Source organism: Streptomyces sp. NBC_00190 (assembly GCF_036203305.1).
Lineage (GTDB): Bacteria > Actinomycetota > Actinomycetes > Streptomycetales > Streptomycetaceae > Streptomyces.
On sequence record NZ_CP108131.1, the window covers coordinates 7,412,136 to 7,430,603 of the forward strand.

Here is an 18,468-nt window from a genome sequence, read left to right on the forward strand (position 1 = left end):
ACCATGCAGAGGATCCTGCGCGCCCTCGCGACGAGCGGTACGGCCGCGGCGCTCATGCTGTCGGCCGCCGGCTGCGGTTCCGGTACGGCCGGTGACGCGGCGGGCGGCAAGCCCGCCGCGGACAAGCAGGCGATCGGCAAGATCACCGTCGACACGGCGCAGGGCCAGGTTGCCCTGGACAAGCCCGCGACGAAGGTGGTGACGCTGGAGTGGACGTACACCGAGGAACTCGTCGCCCTCGGCGTCACCCCGGTGGGCAACGCCGACAACAAGGGCTACGGCACCTGGATCACCGCGAAGGGCGCCGGCCTCGCGGAATCCGTGACCGACGTCGGCAGCCGCAACGAGCCCAGCCTGGAGAAGATCAGGGCGCTCCAGCCCGATCTCATCGTGATCGACGACGACCGGTCGAAGGCGAACCTCAAGGCCCTCCAGGGCATCGCCCCGGTCGTGTCGTTCAAGTACACGACCAAGCCCCAGCTCGACACGATGAAGAAGAACTTCACCGAACTGGCCAAGGCGTTGGGCAGGGAGGACAAGGCGGCCGAGGTCACCCGGCAGATCGACACCAAGGCCGCCGACCTCAAGGGGCGGCTGGACAAGGCGGGCAAGGGCGGCCTCAAGTACGCCGCCGCGCAGGGCTTCACTGCCAACGGCACCGCCTCGATCCGGATGCTCACCGACGACGCCATCGCGCCCCAGGTGCTCAACCTCGCGGGGCTGAAGAACGGCTGGAAGGGCGAGCCCGACGCGTGGGGCATGACCACCGTCGGCGTCGAGGGCCTGACCAAGGTCGAGCAGGGCGCGACCTTCCTGTACGTCGCCAGCCAGAAGGACAACCCGTTCACCGGCGACCTCGCGGGCAACGCGGTCTGGAAGGGGCTGGAGTTCGTGAAGAACGACAAGGTCCTGTCGCTCGACCCCGGGACCTGGCTGTTCGGCGGCCCGCTGTCGGCGCTGCACATCCTCGACGAGACCGGCAAGGCTCTGAAGGTCTGATGACTTCCCCCGCCCGTCCGCTGCGCCCTGCCCGTCCGCTCGCCCCCGCAACCGCGCTCGGCCGCAGCCCGCGTGCCGTGCTCGTGGGTTGCGCGCTGGCGCTCGTCCTGTGCCTGGTCACCGTCGTCCACCTCGGTCTGGGGGCCTCCGGGGTGGGCATCGGCGACATCGTGGACCTGCTCGCGGGCCACGGCGAGCCCCACACCCGCGACGTCCTGGTCGGCAGCCGCCTGCCGCGCACGCTGACCGGCCTGGTCGTCGGCGTCGCGCTCGGTGTCTCCGGGGTCCTCGTCCAGGGCGCGACCCGCAATCCGCTGGCCGCTCCCGACACCCTGGGCGTCAACGCCGGCGCCTACTTCGCCGTCGTGCTGGTGGCGTTCACCGGGGTGAGCCTGGGCCCGCTGCCTGCCGGAGGCGCCGCCTTCCTCGGCGGCCTCCTCGCGATCGCCCTCGTCTACCTGCTCAGCAGCAGGGGCGTGCTCACGCCGGGACGGGTCCTGCTCGCCGGGGCGACCGTCGCACTCGCCGGCACGGCGGCCGCCGAGTTCCTGCAGATGCTCGACCTCCAGGCGACCCGGGGACTGTTCTTCTGGGGCAACGGCACCCTGATGCAGTCCGGGCTCGCGCGGCCGCTGACGCTCGGCGCGGTCGTCGCCCTGGGCGCGTCGGCGGCGCCGCTGCTGGCGCGCCCGCTGGACCTGCTGGCGCTGGGCGACGAGACGGCCGAGGCGATGGGTGTACGCGTGGAGCGCATCCGTCCCGCCGCCTTCCTCATCGCGGTACTGCTGTCCGCCTCCGCGGTGTCGCTGGCCGGACCGATCGGCTTCGTCGGACTCATCGCGCCCGTCATGGTGCGGCAGTTGGGCATCCGGAGGCACGCCCTGCTCATCCCGATGGCGGCGGTGCTGGCCGCCACGGTGCTCCTCGCGGCGGACGCGGCGGCGCAACTGGCCGTGCCGCCGTCCGCCGTCTACACCTCGGAGATCCCGGTCGGCGTGGTGACCGCGCTGATCGGAGGCCCGGTCTTCATGCTGCTCGCGCGCCGGGTGAGCACCGGCGACGCCGACACCGGTGCCGCGGTCACGGTCTCGGGCGGCCGCCGAACCCCCGCCTACACCGTGGCGATCGGGAGCGGGATCCTCGCGCTGGGAGTCGCGATGGCGCTGTCCCTGCGGGTCGGCGACGTCGAGATCGGCTGGAGCGAGCTCGGCTCGGCGCTGGCCGGGTCCGCCGGGCAGGTCACCGAGGCCGTGGTCTCGTACCGGCTGCCGCGCATCCTGGTGGCCGCCCTGGCCGGCGCCTGCCTGGCCGTGGCGGGCGCGGCCGTGCAGGCGGTCGTACGCAACCCGCTCGCGGAGCCCGGGCTCGTCGGCGTGACCGGCGGGGCCTCCCTCGGCGCCGTCCTGGTCATCCTCGTCGTGCCCTCGGCGCCGACGGCCGCCCTGCCCGCCGCCGCGGGAATCGGCGGTGTGCTGATGCTCGCCCTCGTGCTCCTCGCGGCCCGGGGGAGCAGGGAGGGAGGACGCGCCGGTCTGGACCCGACCCGGGTGGTCCTGGTCGGGCTCGGCGCCGCCGCCACCTCGATGGCCCTGGTCAACATCATGGTCGTCGGCGCGCAGATGAACATCTCGGCCGCGCTCGGCTGGCTCGCCGGCAGTACGTACGCCCGTGACTTCACCGCCCTCGGCTGGCTCGCCCTGCCGGCGCTGGCCGCGATGCTGCTGGTGATCGCCGCGAGGCCGGTGAACCTGCTCGCCCTCGGCGACGAACTGCCGCGCGCGCTGGGCCTGGACCTGGGGCGGGCCCGGCTGCTCGTGCTGGGCGCGGGCGCCGTACTGGCCTCCGGTACGGCCGCGGCGGTGGGCGCGGTGGGTTTCGTCGGGCTGGTCGCCCCGCACCTGGCCCGGCGCATCGTCGGCAACAGCACGGCGCGGATGGTGCCGATGGCGGCGGTCCTGGGAGCCGTCCTGGTCGTCTCCTCGGACGCGCTCGGCCGCTGGCTGCTCGCGCCGACCGAGATTCCCGTGGGCATCGTCACCGCGCTGGTGGGTGCCCCGTACCTGGTGTGGCTGCTGCGCCGGAGTCAGGAGGTCTGAGTCACCGAGGACGAGCGGCGCCCGGGGGAGCCGAGGCCGCACGCCTCGGTCCTGAGCGTGCGCGCCGCGAGCACGCCGAGCACGCAGACGAGGGCGGAGGCCAGGCAGACGGCGGTGAAGGCGCCGGAGAAGGCCGACCGGGCGATCGGCCGGAGGGCGGGTTCGAGCAGTTCGAACCGCCCGGTCTCCACGGCCGCCCGTGCCGGTACGAGGCCGTCGGCACCGGCCGTCGGCCCGGACCCGTGGCCGGTCCCCAGCCCGGACTCCAAGCGGGCCGAGAACAGCGCCCCGAAGACGGCGACACCGGCCGCGGTGCCGAGCGGGTAGCAGGCGTTCGTCAGCCCGGAGGCCATCCCGGCCCGATCGGCGGGCACCGCGCCGACGGCCACCCCCATCAGCGGCGGGAAGATGACCGCCCCGCCGGCGCCGAGCAGCACCAGTCCCCAGGCCGTGGCGGCCGGCCCGGCGTCCGCCCCCGCGGCGGCGGCGAGTGCGAGCAGGCCCAGCGCCTGGAGGGCGAAGCCGGCGGCGACGAGCTGTCCGGGAGCGAAGGCCGTCTGCAGCCGTGCGACGAACAGGCCCGCCACCAGCAGGCTGCCCGTCAGCGGCAGCAGGTACAGGCCGACTTCGAACGCGGACAGGGCATGGGCGCTCCGCAGCCAGAGCGTGGTGAAGGCGAGTACGCCCAGACTCGACATCCGGGCGAGGAATCCCAGTACGGCCGCCCCGGAGAAGGCGCGGATCCGCAGCAGTGCCATGTCGATCAGCCCGTCGCCACCGCGCTGGCTGGCGACCAGGGCCCCGGCGAGCACGATTCCGGCCGCGGCGGAGCCGAGTACCTGCGGCGCCGTCCAGCCCGCCTGCGGGCCGGTGACCAGCGGATAGTGCAGCGCCAGGAGCGCGGCCACACCGAGGGCCGCGCCCACCGGATCCAGGCGTCGGCGCGTCTGGTGCGGTGCGGCGGACTCCGGCATACGGGCCAGCGCGCCCGCCACGACCAGGACCCCGATCGGGACGTTGACGAGGAAGATCCACCGCCACCCGAGCGTCTGCACGAACAGACCGCCGACCACCGGCCCCAGCGCCCCCGCGGCGGAGGCGACGGCCGCGAACGCGGCGATCGCGCGCTGGCGGCGGACGCCTTCGTACGCCGCCGCCAGCAGGGCGAGCGTGGGCGCGAACACCAGGGCGCCGCCCAGGCCTTGGGCCGCCCGGGCGGCGATGAGCGTGCCGGTGCCGGGCGCCAGTCCGCATCCGGCCGAGGCGAGGGTGAACAGAGCCATCCCGGCGGCGAACACGGTCCGTCGCCCCACGCGGTCGGAGAGCGCCCCCGCGGTGAGCAGCAGGGCTCCGAAGGCCAGCGAGTACGCCGACACCGTCCACTGCACCCGGCCGAGCCCGGCATCCAGGTCCCGGGCGATGTCCGAGAGGGCGACGTTCACGACGGTCACGTCCAGGGTCATGACCACGCCACCGGCGCTGACCAGGGCGAATGTCCATCGGGGAGTGTGACGGCAGGAAGGCACCGCTGATCACCTCGAAGAAGGATCCTGAAGAAGAGGGTGGTTTGGTTAGCCTAACCTAATCAATTCGCTGACGGTACGTCATGCGCGCTGGATGGCCGGAAGTTGGGCTTGTTGGTTAGGTGAGGCTTACCTAATCTAGCCCCTGTCTGGGTCTCCCTCACCCGGGCGAGCCGATTCAGCGACCACGGAGCCCTTTGATGCCCATCCCCCCCGACCATCCCGTACCCGCCCTCGCCGAAGTGGCCCCCGAGGCCTGGCGGGAGGCCAACCGCCGGCTCCTCGCCAAGGCGCTGGGCGAGTGGTGTTTCGAGGACATGCTCAAGGCCCAGGAGACCGGAGACGGCGGCTACCGCGTCGATCTCGACAGCGGTACGACCTACGCTTTCAGCGCCGCGCCCGGTGCGTTCGGGTGGCTGCGGGTCGACGCGGGCTCCATCACCCGCACCGCCACCAGCATGCTCGGCAACGCGGTGGCCGAACCGGCCTGGGACGCCCTGCAGTTCCTTCTCGAAGCGGCATCGACCCTCGGCAGCGACGCCTCGACGATCGCCACCTACTTCACCGAGCTGTCCGCCACGCTCGCGGTCGACGCCGCGCGCATCACGCACGGCGGCGAGACCGTGGCCGAGCTGCGAGCCCTCGGCCACACCGAGCTGGAGTGCCGGATGACGGGGCACAACCTCCTCGTCGCGAACAAGGGCCGCATCGGCTTCTCGGCCACCGACGTACGGGAATACGCCCCCGAGTCGGCCCGCCCGCTCAGGCTCCGCTGGCTGGCCGTACACCGCGGTCTCGCCGAGTTCCGCGGCACCTCGGAGCTGTCCGAGCAGGAGATCCTGGCCCGTGAGCTGGACGAGGAGACCCGGACCCGCTTCACCGCGGTCCTGGAGGCGGCGGGAGTCGATCCGCAGGGCTACGTGTGGATGCCCGTGCACCCCTGGCAGTGGGATCACGCCGTCCAGATCCTGCACGCGGCCGACGTGGCGCAGCGCCGCGTCATACCGCTGGGCGACACCACGGACGCGTACCTGCCGGGCCAGTCCATCCGCACCATGGCCAACGCCACCAGCCCCGACCGGTACGACGTCAAACTTCCGCTGAAGATCCTCAACACCCTCGTCTGGCGCGGCATCCCGCCGCACTGCACCATGGGCGCCCCCGTCGTCACCCAGTGGCTGCGCGGACTCGTGGAGCGCGACGCGTTCCTCAGCCGTGAGTGCCGGACCGTCTTCCTCGGCGAGGTCGCCTCCGTCACCGTCCGCCACCCCTACCTGTCCACGCTCCAGGACGCGCCCTACCAGCACCTGGAGACCCTGGGCTGCATCTGGCGGGACTCGGTCACCGCCCGCAAGGACCCGGACGAGAAGGTCCGCACCTTCTCCTCGCTGCTCCACGTCGACCACACCGGCGACGCGTTCGTGGCCGAACTCGTCCGCGCCTCCGGCCTCGAACCGCAGGAATGGCTGCGCCGGCTCTTCGACACGCTGCTCGTCCCGATCCTGCACGTGCTCTACCGGTACGGAGTCACCTTCAACCCGCACGGCCAGAACACGCTCATCGGCTACGACGCGAACGACGTCCCGGCCCGCCTCTACCTGAAGGACTTCGTCGACGACGTGTGCGTGTCCTTCACCGACGTGCCCGAGCGCGGACCGGAGCCGGACGGCCACGACCACGTCCTGCCCCGCAAGCACCCCTCCGTCATCAAGCAGCACGTCATGGACCAGGTCTTCGTCGGCCACTTCCGCTACCTCGCCCCGCTCTGCGCCGAACAGCTCGGCGTACCGGAGAAGACGTTCTGGCGCATGGTCCGCCGGACGATCCTCGACTTCCAGCGCCGCTTCCCCGAACTGGCCGACAGGTTCGCCGAGTACGACCTGCTCACCCCGCAGATCCCCCGGTACGGGCTCAACCGCGACCGGATCGTGGTCACCCGGTACGGCGACCGCGCCCTGCGCCACGCGCTGTACCCGAACGGCACGCACCCCAACCCGCTGGCAGAAGCCTGAGGAGGCCAGGGCGTGATACCGCTCACCGAGGCACCACCCGCGCCGTTCGCCCTCCCGCCCTCCTACCCGCGCTCCCTGCTCGCCGGGTCCCGTGAGGGTCTGGCCGGGGTCTCCGCCGCGCTGGCAGACGCGGTCGGCACCGTGCGCGAAGCCCGCCGTCCCACGGGACCGGTACCGGCCGGCAGGCCCCGCGACGTCCTCGCGGCGGCGGCCGGGACACTGGGACCGGCCCGGCTCCCCGCCGAGGGGCTCGGCGCCGAAGCCGCGCTCAGGCTGCTGGCCACCGTGCTGGTCGAGCACGGCATCGATCTGGCCCACCCCCGCGCCGCGGCCCACCTGCAGCCGCCCCCGCTGGCGGTCGCCGTCGCCGCGGACACCCTGGCGAGCGCGGCCAACGCCTCCCTGGACACGTACGATTCCGGCCCGTCGGCCCTCGCCGTCGAGCGCTGGCTCATCGGCGTACTGACCGGCCTCGCCGGACTGGGGGAGCGGGCCGACGGCGTCCTCACCCCGGGCGGCTCGCTGTCCAACCTGCTGGGCCTGCTGCTGGCCAGGGACGCCGCCGCCCTCCGGCTCGGTGTCGACGTCCGGGAGGACGGGGTGGCCGCCCTCCCCGGACCGGTCGTGTTCTGCTCGGAACTCGCCCACTTCTCGGTTCAACGGGCCTGCGCCGCCCTCGGGCTGGGCGAGCGGGCCGTGCACCTCGTACCCACCGACGAGCGCCGGCGGATGCGGCCGGCGGCGCTGGCCGCCGCCCTGGACGGACTCGGCCCCGGCCGGACGCCGCTCGCCGTCGTCGCGACCGCCGGCACCACGGACTTCGGCTCCGTGGACCCGCTCCCGGAGCTCGCCGAGATCGCCGCGGGACACGGCACATGGATGCACGTGGACGCCGCGTACGGATTCGGCGCCCTGTTCTCCGAGCGGCTGGCCGGCCGCCTGGCCGGACTGGAACTGGCCGACTCCATCACCCTCGACCTGCACAAGACCGGCTGGCAGCCCGCCGCCACCAGCGCTCTGCTCGTGTCCGAAACGACCGCCTTCACCGCCCTCGACCGGGAGGTCGCCTACCTCAACCCGGCCGACGACTCCGACGCAGGTTACGACGGCCTGCTCGGCCGCAGCCTGCAGACCACCCGGCGGGCCGACGCCGTGAAGGCCGCCGCCACCCTGCTGGCGTACGGCCGCACCGGAATGGGCCGGATGGTCGACGTCTGCCACGGCCTCGCCCGGCACGCCGAGCGCCGCATCATCGCCGAACCGGAACTCGAACTGGTCTCGCCCGCCGAACTGACCACCGTGGTCTTCCGCTACCGGGGCGCCGGCAGCCCCGGCGCCGCCGACCGCCTCAACGGCGACCTGCGCAGACGGCTCCTGGAAACGGGCAGCGCCCTGATCGGGCGCACCGAGGTCCGCGCCGCCGGACCGGGCTCCCCGGCGCGGGTGTGCCTGAAGTTCACCCTGCTCAACCCCACGGCCACCGTGGACGACATCGACGGCCTCGTGGACATCGTCCTCGACGCCGGCCGCACCTGTGAACGACTCGTAGAGGAGAGCGCCGCATGAGCACCACCGCCGCGGCTTCCACCCCTGTCCCCGCTCCCGCTGCCCCCGCACCGGTCGCACCTGCCGATCCGTTGCACGGCCCCGACGCCCGTGGCGCGGCCGAACACGCTCACATCGAGGCCCTGTTGCGCTGCTGGCTGCTGGAGACCGGAACACCGGTCACCGCCGGCCCGCTGCGGATCGAGCTCCCCGCCTCCGGACTGGCACTCGTCACCGAGGTGACCCACCGCTCGCCGACCGGCTGGCACCGCTTCGCCCCCGTCCGTCTGGAGGGACCCGGCGGCCCGCTCGGCGCGAGCGCCGATCCCGTCACCGCCGTCGCACTGCTCTCCACCGAGGCGGCCGTACGCGGCGCGGCCCGCCCCGGCGGCGTCCCGGCCGGCGAGGTCGCCGACCTGGTGGAACGCACCGCCGAGTCCGTACGCCGCGTCGCGTCCTTCCTCTCCGACCGGCGTGCGCACCCGCAGCCGCCCGCCGGGACCGACGGCTTCCTCGACTCCGAACAAGCCCTGTTGCTGGGCCACTTGAACCACCCCGCGCCGAAGAGCCGCGACGGCATCTCGGACAACGACGCGGCCGCCTTCTCGCCCGAGCTGCGCGGCTCCTTCCGGCTCCACTGGTTCGCCGCCGACGAGTCGGTGGTCTCGCACGACGCGGTGGACAAGGCCCCCTCCCTGGGCGGACAGGACACCGTCGCCCTCCTCGCCGACCTCGCCGGCCGCCGCCTGGACGACGGCCGTGTCCTGGTTCCCGCACACCCGTGGCAGGCCCGCGACCTGCTGCACCGCCCGCGCACCGCCGCCCTGATCGCCTCCGGCGCACTCGAACCGCTCGGCGAACTGGGCCCCGAGTGGTGGCCGACCTCCAGCGTGCGCACCGTGTACCGGCCGGACACCGACGTGATGCTCAAGCTCTCGCTCGGCCTGCGCCTGACCAATTCCCGCCGCGAGTCCACCCGTACGGAGCTGCGCCGCGGCCTGGAGATCAACCGGCTCCTCGACGCCGGGTACGCGGACGGCACCTTCCACGCCCACCCCGGCTTCGCCATCACACGGGACCCCGCCTGGCTCGCGGTGGACGAGCCGGGGCGCCCGGACGGGCCCGAGGTGACCGGCCTCGACGTCGCTGTACGCGAAGTGCCCCGCGGCATCGCCGACCTGCGCTGCCTCGTGGGCCTGGTCGCACCCCGGCCGGGTCTGGGCCGCAGCAGGCTGGGGGAGCTGGTGTCCGGCCTCGGCCCCGGCGCCGCCGAGCAGTGGACCGCCGACTACACCGACCAGGTGCTGGTCCCCATGCTGCACCTGTACGCCGCCACCGGGATCGGCCTGGAGGCCCATCAGCAGAACACCCTCGTCCGGCTGGACGGCCGGGGCCGGGTGACCGGCGGCACGTTCCGCGACAACCAGGGCTACTACCTGGCCGCCTCGTACCTGCCCGGTCTGCTCGGGCGGCTCGGCGCGGCCTCCTCCACCCTGGCCGTGGTCGACGACGCCCTCGTCGACGACCGGCTGTCGTACTACCTGCTGCGCAACCAGGCCCTGTCGGTCATCGGCTGCCTCGCCGTCGACGGCCTCGGCGACGAGCGCGAGCTGCTCGCCGTACTCGCCGGCCGGCTGCGCGCCGCACTGCCCGCCCTGGTTGCGGCCGGACCCGACGGCGACCGCCTCGCCCGCCGCTGGCTGGAGGCCGACACCCTGCCCTGCAAGGGCAACCTGCTCACCCGGCTGCACGGAATCGACGAGGTCCTCGCCCCCCTCGACGCCCAGTCGGTGTACCTCGACGCCCCCAACCCCCTCCAGGAGGCCACGGCATGACCTCGGCGCAGCCGTTACACCAGGACGAGGACCAGCCCGGCGCCGTCGGATCCGCCGTCCCCGGCCCGCCGCTCCCGCGCCTGGACGGCCCCTGGTCGGCACGGGTCGCGCAGGCCCGGGGAGCCGATGCGGACCTCGTGCACGGCTGGATGCGGTCACCGCACATCGACGCCTTCTGGCACCAGGCATGGCCCCGCGAGCGCTGGGTGCGCGAGCTTGCGGGGCACCTCGCCGGCGACGCCGTTCTCCCCGTCCTGATCGGCCGGGACGGCCGGCCGTTCGCGTACATCGAGATCTACCGGGTGGCGCGGGACCGCCTCGCCGGCCACTACCCGCACCTGCCCCACGACCTGGGCCTGCACATCGCCATCGGCGAGGCGAGCCGCACCGGCCAGGGCCTCGGCCGGGCCCTGCTGCGCGCGCTCGCCGAGGGCCTGCTCACCGCCGACCCCGCGTGCACGCGGGTGGTCGCCGAGCCGGACGTGACCAACGCCCCCTCGCTGAAGGCGTTCGCCGCCGCCGGTTTCCGCCACGCCGGGGAGGTCACTTTCCCTGACAAGACCGCCGCGCTGCTCGTGCACCCGCGCCGGGAGGAGGACATGCCCCGATGAGCGAACCCACCAGCGAGCACGACGTGGTGGCCGTCGGCTGCGGCCCCTTCAACCTGGGGCTCGCCGCTCTCGCCTCGACGGTGGACGGCCTGGACCTGGTCGTACTGGAGGAGCAGCCCGAGCTCACCTGGCACCGGGGGATGATGTTCGCCGACGCCTCGATGCAGGTGAACTTCCTGGCCGACCTCGTCACCCTCGTCGCACCCGGCCATCCCCTGTCGTTCCTCACCTACCTCCACGACATGGACCGGCTCTACACCTTCACGGTGCGCGAGAACTTCTTCCCCTCCCGTCGTGAGTACGAGGACTACCTGCGCTGGGCGGCGGCGAAACTCTCCTCGGTGCGCTTCTCGCACCGCGCCGTGGAGGTCCACTGGGACGCCGCCGCCGAAACCTTCACCGTGCACGCCGTGCGCGGCGACGGCACACGCCTGCGGATGCTCGCCCGCAACCTTGTCCTGGGCATCGGCACGGCCCCGTACGTGCCGGACGCCCTCGCCGGCCTGCCGCCCTCACGACTGCTGCACACCGCCGACTACCTGTACCGGGCGTCCGACGTGGACGGTGCCGCGAAGGTCACGGTGATCGGCTCGGGCCAGTCGGGGGCCGAGGTCACGGCCGCCCTGCTGGGGCGCAACCTCGCGGGCGGACCGGCGGTGAGCTGGCTGACGCGCACCTCCTCGTTCGCCCCGCTGGACTACACCAAGATGGTCCTGGAGATGACCACCCCCGCGTACATGGAGTACTTCCACTCTTTGCCCGAGGAGGTACGGGACCGGCTGACCCGGGAGCAATGGCAGTTCTACAAGGGGATCTCCACCGACACCCTGGAGGAGATCCACGAACTGCTCTACCGCCGCCAGCTGGAGCACGGACTGGCCGAGGCGGAGCTGCGCTTCGGCATCACGGTGGAGTCGGCGGCCACGGATCCGGCGGGGCGGGCGGTGCTGACCTGCCGGCACCGCGACACGGGCCTGCTCTTCGAGCACACCACCGACCTCGTGGTGGCCGCCACCGGCTACCGGGGCCGCCCGCCCGCGTTCCTGAAACCGGTCGAGGACCTGTTGCTACGGGACGGACGCGGGCGCCACCGGGTACGCCTGGACCATTCCGTCGAGCTGGCGGAAGGGGTGACCGGCCGCGTCTTCGTGGCGAACGCCGAGACCCACAGCCACGGTGTCTCCTCGCCCAATCTGGACATCGGCGCGGTGCGCAACGCCACGATCCTGAACGCGGTCACGGGCCGGGAGGTCTACCGGCTGCCGAAGCGGAGCGCGTTCACGACGTTCGAGGCCCCGCGACGGACGCTCCGGGCAGGGCCGGACGCGGTGCGCTGAACGCGCCCGGAGCGGGTGCGGCCACCGCCCCGGACGTCGACGTGACGTCCGGGGCGGTGGCCGAGGTGTGCGCTACTTGACGTTGACGGCCTTCCAGGCGGCCGCCACCTGCTGGTACTCGGCGCCGGTCGAGCCGTACAGGTCGGCCGTCGCCTGCAGGGTCGCGGTCCGCGCCCCCGCGTAGTCGGTGGTGGACGTCATGTAGGTCGAGAGCGCCTTGTACCAGATCTTGTAGGCCTTGGTCCGGCCGATGCCGGTGACCGTCGAGCCGTCGTACGTGGGCGAGTCGTAGGAGACGCCGTTGATCGTCTTCGCGCCGCTGCCCTCGGACAGCAGGTAGAAGAAGTGGTTCGCGACGCCCGAGGAGTTGTGCACGTCGAGCCGGCCCACGGACTTGGACCAGTAGTCGGCCGAGGCGCCGTCCTTGCTGGGCTTGTCCATGTAACGCAGCGGGCTGCCGTTGCCGCGGATGTCGATCTTCTCGCCGATGAGGTAGTCGCCGACGTCGCTGGAGTTGTTGGCGAAGAACTCCACCGAGGTGCCGAAGATGTCGCTGGTGGCCTCGTTGAGACCGCCCGACTCGCGGCTGTAGTTCAGCTTCGCGGTGGAGGCGGTCAGGCCGTGGCTCATCTCGTGGCCCGCGACGTCCAGGGAGGTGAGCGGCTTCTGGTTGGCGGCGCCGTCGCCGTAGGTCATGCAGAAGCAGCTGTCGTCCCAGAAGGCGTTGACGTAGGCGTTGCCGTAGTGGACGCGGGAGTAGGCGGCCTTGCCGTCGCCGGCGATGCCGTTGCGGCCGAACTCGGACTTGTAGAAGTCCCAGGTCACGGCAGCGCCGTAATGGGCGTCGACCGCGGCGGTCTGACGGTTCGACACCAGCCCGTCGCCCCACTTGTCGTCGGCGTCGGTGAAGAGGCTTCCGGTGCCGCTGGTGCCGCCGTTCAGGTCGTAGGTCTTGTGGCCGCCGCGGCCGCCGTCGGTCAGGTCGTAGGCCGACCCGTTCGGCGTGGAGCCGACCGTGACGCTGCCGGAGTACTGGCTCGTGCCGGTGCCGGTGTCGATGGCCTCGTACGAGTACAGCTCGGCGCCGGTGGCGGCGTCCGTGATCACGTGGCGCTCGCTGGGCGTGCCGTCGGGCTGGGTGCCCGTGACGACGGCCTCGTAGGCGAAGACCGGCTTGCCGCTCGCGGCCCAGACGACCTGACGGGCGCCGGCGGGCGCGGCCTTCAGGGAGGTGCGGGCGGCGGCCGGGGCTATTCGGGCCTCGATGCCCTTGGTGGTCTTGCGGCTGCCGTCCTTCTTCTGGTGGACCACCAGATCGCCGCCGAGGACCGGCAGTCCGGTGTAGGTGCGCTCGTAGCGCGTGTGCACCGTACCGTCGGCGTCCTTGATCACATCACGGGCCACGAGGCCCTCGTCGTCGGCCAGGCCGATGGCCCGCGCGGTGTCGGCCGCCGTGCTCTGGGCCGCGGTGATCGCCTGGGCGCGTGCGCCGGAGGTCAGGGCGAGCGAGGTCGCTCCCGCCTCGCGCTCGGCCGACGCGTTGGCCGAGCCGCTCTGGACGGAGATCGCGACCATGGCCGCCGAGGCGACGACGGCGGCGGCGCGCAGCGCTCGGGTGCGGCTGCGGGAGGTGCGGGATGAGGACGTGGGGGTCACTCGTACTCCTTCAAATGCCGTGGGGGGCTAGGCGGTTGAGATTGCCAGGAAGGAGCGTGTAGATGACAGGTATGCAGCAAGGATTTGACCATTTGTTGTCCGAAGACAGGTGATCGATGTTCGCTCAGCGACCGAAAATGGCACATTCCGTTTCCCCGGACGCGGTGGTGAACCGCGCCCGGGAAGCGGCCGGCTGCTACTGGATGCCGGGGATCTGACGGGCCTTGAACGCGGCGCGCACGGCGTCGGCGGCGCTCTTGCCGTACATGCGCTCGGCGGTGGCGATCGTCGTCAGCGCCGCGTCCTGGAAGGAGGTGCCCGGCGCGAAGCCGAACTGCGCGTTGACGATGACGCGGTCGGCCGTCCGGGCGCCCAGGGCGCCGCGGATGTCGAAGAGCGCGCGGGACCAGATCTCGCCGTCCGCGTGCACCTCACCCTCGAGGTCGCCGTAGACCTTGTTCCCGTCGACGCGGCGCAGGCAGTGCGGGGCGGCGCTGTAGGCGATCGAGTCCCAGTCCGCGACGCAGGCCAGGTCCGCCCGCTGCGGCCAGCCGTAGGCGGCGGCCGCGTGCGACCCGACCGCCACGGCCAGGTAGTCGCCGAAGGCCTCGCCTATCGCACCGGCTTCGGGGGAGGTGCCGAAGCCGGGTACCTGCGCCTCGTGCACCGCGTGGCCGTACTCGTGGACGATGACCTCGGCGTCCTCGGCGTCGTCGACCCCGCCCTTGCCGAAGCGGATCTCGTTCTTCTTGTCGGTGAAGAAGGAGTTGTCGGACCCCCACTGGTTGATGCGGACCGGCTGGGCCCGGTCGTTGGCCCCGGGCAGCTCTGTCCCGAAGCCCAGCGACTGCAGGTACTCCTGCGCCTCGTTGACCCAGAAATAGGCCATGACCTGCTCGAACTGGTCGTCGCTGCGGTTGTAGCCGCCGACGTCGGCGAGGTTGGCCGAGGCGCCGGTGTCCGATCTGACGTACGCCCACTTCCCCGACAGCCGGCCGCTGCCGTCGAGGCCCCGCAGGGCGGCCGTGGTGTAGGCCGAGGCGGGCACGGCCCCGGCGGAGTCCTTGGCGTCGACGAGGGTCTGGTCCCCCGAGGACTGGACGGGGTTGACCATGAAGATGCGGGCCTGGGGGAGCGGCGCGGCAGCGGAGTTCCCGGACGCCGAGGCCGGTCCGGCCAGGGTAGTCAGGGTGGCCAGCGCCAGGGTGGCGGTGGCCGCGGCGGTGAGGCCGCGGGGTGTGCGGCGAGGCATGGACATCCTCCTGTGACGGGATGTGGTGCTGGTGAGGGCGTGATCCTCGCGCACCCCGGCCCCCTGCGCCAGGCCCATCTACCGGGCAGTTCGCCACCAGTCCGCCCCTATCCGGTCACACCTGATTCCCCCGATCGGCACCGCACCCGCCGCGCCCTCACTCGGCGGAGAGGCGGCCGCTGAGCCACTCCAGGCTCGGCGGGATCTCCCGTCCCCAGGTGATGAAGTTGTGCCCGCCGTGGTCGAGGGTGATCGACGAGACGCGCGCGGGCGCCTTCACCTTCTCGACGAACTTCTGCGTCGGCTGGTAGTTCTCCTCGCCCTGCAGGGACGTGGCGACCAGGAAGGAGGAGTTGCCCTGCGGCAGATGGTCCAGGCTCCACAGCAGGTCGGCCCGCTTCTCCTCGTCCTTGTTGCCGTGGAAGAGGTCTCCGGAGTCCTTGTCCAGCTCGGGCTTGTAGTCCGCCGACAGGCCCACACCGGCCGCATAGCTCTCCGGATGCTCCAGTGCGACCTTCAGCGCGCAGTAGCCGCCGGTGGAATCGCCCATGATGCCCCAGCCGCGGGGTGAGGGGGTGATCCGGTAGGTACCGGACAGCGCCTGCGGCAGGTCGGTGCCGAAGAAGGTCTCGCTGGCCGGTCCGCCCGGGACGTCCACGCACTGGGTGTTGCGCGTCGGCTCGACGGTGGGCCGCATCATGACGAGGATCATCGGCTGCATCTTCTTCTGCTTGGCCTGCGTCCACGCGGTCTTCGGGTACGGGAGCTTCTCCAGCAGGTTCTCCGTCATCCCGGGGAAGCCGGTCAGTACGACGGTGGCGGGGAAGGTCCGCTTCTCGTTGCCCTTCTGGAAGTACTCCGGCGGCAGGTACACGTAGGCGGGATTGGCTGCCTTGGACAGCCGGCCCTGCACCATGACCTTCTCGATCTCACCGCTCAACTGGGGTGCCCCGCTGCCGGGGACCTTCGGCCGCTGCCTGCCGAGGACCTTCACGACCGAATCGCCCGAGTCCTGGGCGATGAGCGCCGGCGCGCTCTTGCGGCCCAGCAGCTCGCTCCACGATCCGTAGAGCAGGAAGGTCCGGTTCGCGGTCAGGCCGACCGAGGCGAGCAGCAGCGCCTGCACGGTGAGGATCAGCCCGATCCGGCCCAGGACCGCCCGCCCGCTCCGCCGCGCCAGGCGCGGCCACAGCCACACGGTGGCGGCGAACATCAGTGCCGTGCAGAGCACGGCGGAGACAAGGAGCGTGGTACTGGTCAGACTCATGGATCAGGATGACTCTCTGTCACGTTTCGGCCCGGGCGGCGTCGCCGGGCGGCACCGCTCTGGGGTGCACATCCGGGTAGAGCGCCCTTCAGTCTGATCCGTTGCCCGACGGACTGTTCGGATTTCGGACGTTCTTGCCCGTCGGGGCAGGGCCGGGAGAGAGCCGTATGGAGTCACGCCGGGGTCAGGACAGCCGTCAGGACAGATGTCAGGACAGGGGTCAGGACAGGGTGCGGACGCGCTGGTCGCGCAGTTCGTAGCGGGCGGCCACCACGGCCAGTTCGCCGGCTGCCACCTTTCCGGCGAGGTCCGGCTCGGCCGCGAGTCGGCGGCTGACGCGCCGTACGTGTGCGTTCACCGTGGCGTCCACACGGGCCTCGCCGTGCTGGCCGTGGTCGATGGACGGCCGTATCTGGTCGGCCAGGTACTGGATGTGCGCGGGGAGCGGCTCACCGGTCTCGTCGGCGTGCACCGCCGCCGCCACGGCCCCGCACGACTGGTGGGCCAGTACGAGAACCAGCGGTATGCGCAGTTCGAGGACCCCGTACGCGATGCTTCCCAGCACCGCCTCGTCGAGCACCTCACCCGCGGAGCGTACGGTCAGCAGGTCGCCCAGCCCCTGGTCGAAGACCAGCTCCGGGGGAACCCTCGAATCGACGCAGCCGAGCACGATCGCGAAGGGGTGCTGTCCCTGGACGAGGCGGCGGCGCACGGCCGCGGACTCGTGCGGGTGCTCCTGGTCCCCGGTCCGCCAGCGCTCGTTTCCGGCCGCCAGCCTGCGCAGCGCCTGGGCGGGAGTGACCGGGCGGTCCGTGGTCTCCGGCTCCCGGGCGGCGGCGGAGGCGGGGAAGGCCGGACCGAGGGCCAGGCCCGCTCCGGCGGCCGCCGTACCGGCCACGGCGGTGCGCAGCAGGGTGCGGCGGCTGTGTGAGAAGGCTGCGGGTCTGCGCGTGTTCGAATCCATGGCCGGACCGTAACCCGCCATATGCGGAAGGAAGTTGACGTGCCGGACGTAATGGCGTGATCCGCTCGGGAGCAGGCCGGATGGGATCGGGATGATCTCATCATGCGGGAACGGCACGGCACGGCCGGGGTTCGCCCGCGGTTCGCCCGCGCGTCGGCCGCGGCTCAGGCGCGGCTCGGCGGGCCGGTCGGGTGCGTCCGGAGCCTGGCCGTAGGATGAGCGCGTGATCCCCGCACCGCAGCCGACGCGTCGCCGCCCTGCCGGGCCCGGCCGCCTGCTGCTGGTGCTCGCGGTACTGGCCGGTGTGCTGGCCATGCACGGTCTGGGCACCGGCGGGATGACCGCCCGGGCGCACACCACCGCGTCCGGTGCCCACGCCACGGCGGCGACCCACGAAGGGTCCGGACATCAGGCGGGCGCGGACTGCTCGCACACCGCCGGCGGACAGGGGTTCGTGCATCACGCCGACGCCACCTGCGCCGCCACCGGGATCGTCACGGCGTACGCGCCGCCCGCGCTCGTGGCCGCCCTCCAGGGCGCGTCCCCGGCCGGGGCACTCGCCACCCGCGCGCCGGATTCGGCCGAGAGCGGGCGCGCGCCGCCCGACCTGGCGGAACTGCAACTCCTGCGGATCTAGAGCGGTCCGCACGGCACCCCCACGGGCCGTCGTGCTCCGCCATGTCCTCACGCACCCAGGAGTCGCATCACCATGAGCAAGAACCGTTCCCCGTTCAGCCGTACCGCCTTCCGCCGCACCGCGGCGGTCGTGGCCGTCGGCGCCGCCTCGTTCGTCCTCGCCGCCTGCGGCGCGGGAGACGACGGCGCCGCCGCGCACCACGGTCAGGCCCCGAAGGCACCGTCGGCCTCCTCGTCCGCCGCACAGGGCGGACACAACGCCGCCGACGTCGCCTTCGCCAAGGGGATGATCCCCCACCACCGCCAGGCCGTGGAGATGGCGGACCTCGCCCCCTCCCGGGCCGAGTCGGCCGAGGTGAAGCAGCTCGCCGCGGAGATCAAGAAGGCCCAGGACCCGGAGATCAGGACCCTCTCCGGGTGGCTGGCCTCGTGGGGTGAGCAGGCCCCCGCCGAGGGCGCCATGGACCACTCCGCCCACGGCGCGGGCGGCGGGATGATGACCGCCGGGCAGCTGGCCGAGCTGGAGAAGTCCTCCGGGAAGGCGTTCGACACCGCCTTCATGGAACTCATGATCAAGCACCACGAGGGCGCGGTCGCGATGGCGAAGACGGAGCAGGGCCAGGGCACCTTCCCCGAGGCCAGGACGATGGCCGAGGCCATCATCACCTCGCAGACCGCCGAGATCGCCAGGATGAACGGCCTCCTCGGCAAGAACTGAGCCGGGACGCCCGACGC

The 18,468-nt window shown here is 72.5% G+C and carries 14 protein-coding genes; 9 read left to right on the forward strand and 5 right to left on the reverse strand.

Annotated features, from left to right (window positions below):
- Positions 1–3 precede the first annotated feature (3 nt).
- On the forward strand, positions 4–999 hold the full coding sequence (locus OG429_RS34300; protein WP_328929144.1) for an ABC transporter substrate-binding protein: 996 nt from the start codon (positions 4–6) through the stop codon (positions 997–999).
- The gene (locus OG429_RS34305) at positions 999–3,095 is read left to right on the forward strand and encodes an iron ABC transporter permease (protein WP_328929145.1); all 2,097 of its coding nucleotides are present in this window, start codon (positions 999–1,001) and stop codon (positions 3,093–3,095) included. Before OG429_RS34300 ends, OG429_RS34305 begins: the two co-directional genes overlap by 1 nt.
- Here the strand turns inward: OG429_RS34305 and OG429_RS34310 are convergent.
- The gene (locus OG429_RS34310; RefSeq protein ID WP_328929146.1) at positions 3,083–4,621 is read right to left on the reverse strand and encodes an MFS transporter; all 1,539 of its coding nucleotides are present in this window, start codon (positions 4,619–4,621) and stop codon (positions 3,083–3,085) included. The two genes, OG429_RS34305 and OG429_RS34310, sit on opposite strands and share 13 nt — an antisense overlap.
- Before the next feature lie 197 nt (positions 4,622–4,818).
- Between OG429_RS34310 and OG429_RS34315 the strand changes: the two genes are divergently transcribed.
- From OG429_RS34315 to OG429_RS34335, 5 genes are read left to right on the forward strand one after another with little or no spacing between them, the layout of a single operon-like run.
- Positions 4,819–6,630, forward strand: coding sequence for an IucA/IucC family protein (locus OG429_RS34315; protein WP_328929147.1), 1,812 nt, complete (start codon positions 4,819–4,821; stop codon positions 6,628–6,630).
- Positions 6,631–6,642: 12 nt separating this feature from the next.
- Positions 6,643–8,196 carry a pyridoxal phosphate-dependent decarboxylase family protein gene (locus tag OG429_RS34320; protein ID WP_328929148.1) on the forward strand — a complete coding sequence of 518 codons (1,554 nt, stop codon included), beginning with the start codon at positions 6,643–6,645 and terminating at the stop codon, positions 8,194–8,196.
- A complete protein-coding gene (locus tag OG429_RS34325) occupies positions 8,193–10,010 on the forward strand; it encodes an IucA/IucC family protein (RefSeq protein ID WP_328929149.1) in 1,818 nt (605 codons plus the stop codon). Before OG429_RS34320 ends, OG429_RS34325 begins: the two co-directional genes overlap by 4 nt.
- Entirely contained in the window at positions 10,007–10,621 is a 615-nt protein-coding gene (locus OG429_RS34330; RefSeq protein WP_328929150.1) for a GNAT family N-acetyltransferase, read from the forward strand. Before OG429_RS34325 ends, OG429_RS34330 begins: the two co-directional genes overlap by 4 nt.
- On the forward strand, positions 10,618–11,958 hold the full coding sequence (locus OG429_RS34335) for a lysine N(6)-hydroxylase/L-ornithine N(5)-oxygenase family protein (RefSeq protein WP_328929151.1): 1,341 nt from the start codon (positions 10,618–10,620) through the stop codon (positions 11,956–11,958). The genes OG429_RS34330 and OG429_RS34335 overlap by 4 nt, the downstream gene beginning before the upstream one ends.
- A 72-nt stretch (positions 11,959–12,030) precedes the next feature.
- On the opposite strand, the gene OG429_RS34340 is transcribed toward OG429_RS34335, so the two are convergent.
- The 4 genes from OG429_RS34340 to OG429_RS34355 all read right to left on the reverse strand — a co-directional run bounded on the left by OG429_RS34340 (position 12,031) and on the right by OG429_RS34355 (position 17,097).
- Entirely contained in the window at positions 12,031–13,533 is a 1,503-nt protein-coding gene (locus OG429_RS34340; RefSeq protein ID WP_328930511.1) for a M4 family metallopeptidase, read from the reverse strand.
- A gap of 277 nt (positions 13,534–13,810) precedes the next feature.
- Entirely contained in the window at positions 13,811–14,866 is a 1,056-nt protein-coding gene (locus OG429_RS34345) for a M4 family metallopeptidase (RefSeq protein ID WP_328929152.1), read from the reverse strand.
- 157 nt (positions 14,867–15,023) lie between these two features.
- Positions 15,024–16,133, reverse strand: a complete 1,110-nt coding sequence (locus OG429_RS34350) for an alpha/beta hydrolase (RefSeq protein WP_328929153.1) — start codon at positions 16,131–16,133, stop codon at positions 15,024–15,026.
- Positions 16,134–16,353: 220 nt separating this feature from the next.
- Complete coding sequence (locus tag OG429_RS34355; protein ID WP_328929154.1) at positions 16,354–17,097, reverse strand: carbonic anhydrase; 744 nt, start codon at positions 17,095–17,097, stop codon at positions 16,354–16,356.
- Positions 17,098–17,320: 223 nt separating this feature from the next.
- Here OG429_RS34355 and OG429_RS34360 point away from each other — a divergent pair, with 223 nt between their 5' ends.
- Complete coding sequence (locus OG429_RS34360; RefSeq protein WP_328929155.1) at positions 17,321–17,734, forward strand: DUF6153 family protein; 414 nt, start codon at positions 17,321–17,323, stop codon at positions 17,732–17,734.
- A gap of 72 nt (positions 17,735–17,806) precedes the next feature.
- Positions 17,807–18,451 carry a DUF305 domain-containing protein gene (locus tag OG429_RS34365; RefSeq protein WP_328929156.1) on the forward strand — a complete coding sequence of 215 codons (645 nt, stop codon included), beginning with the start codon at positions 17,807–17,809 and terminating at the stop codon, positions 18,449–18,451.
- Positions 18,452–18,468: the final 17 nt, after the last annotated feature.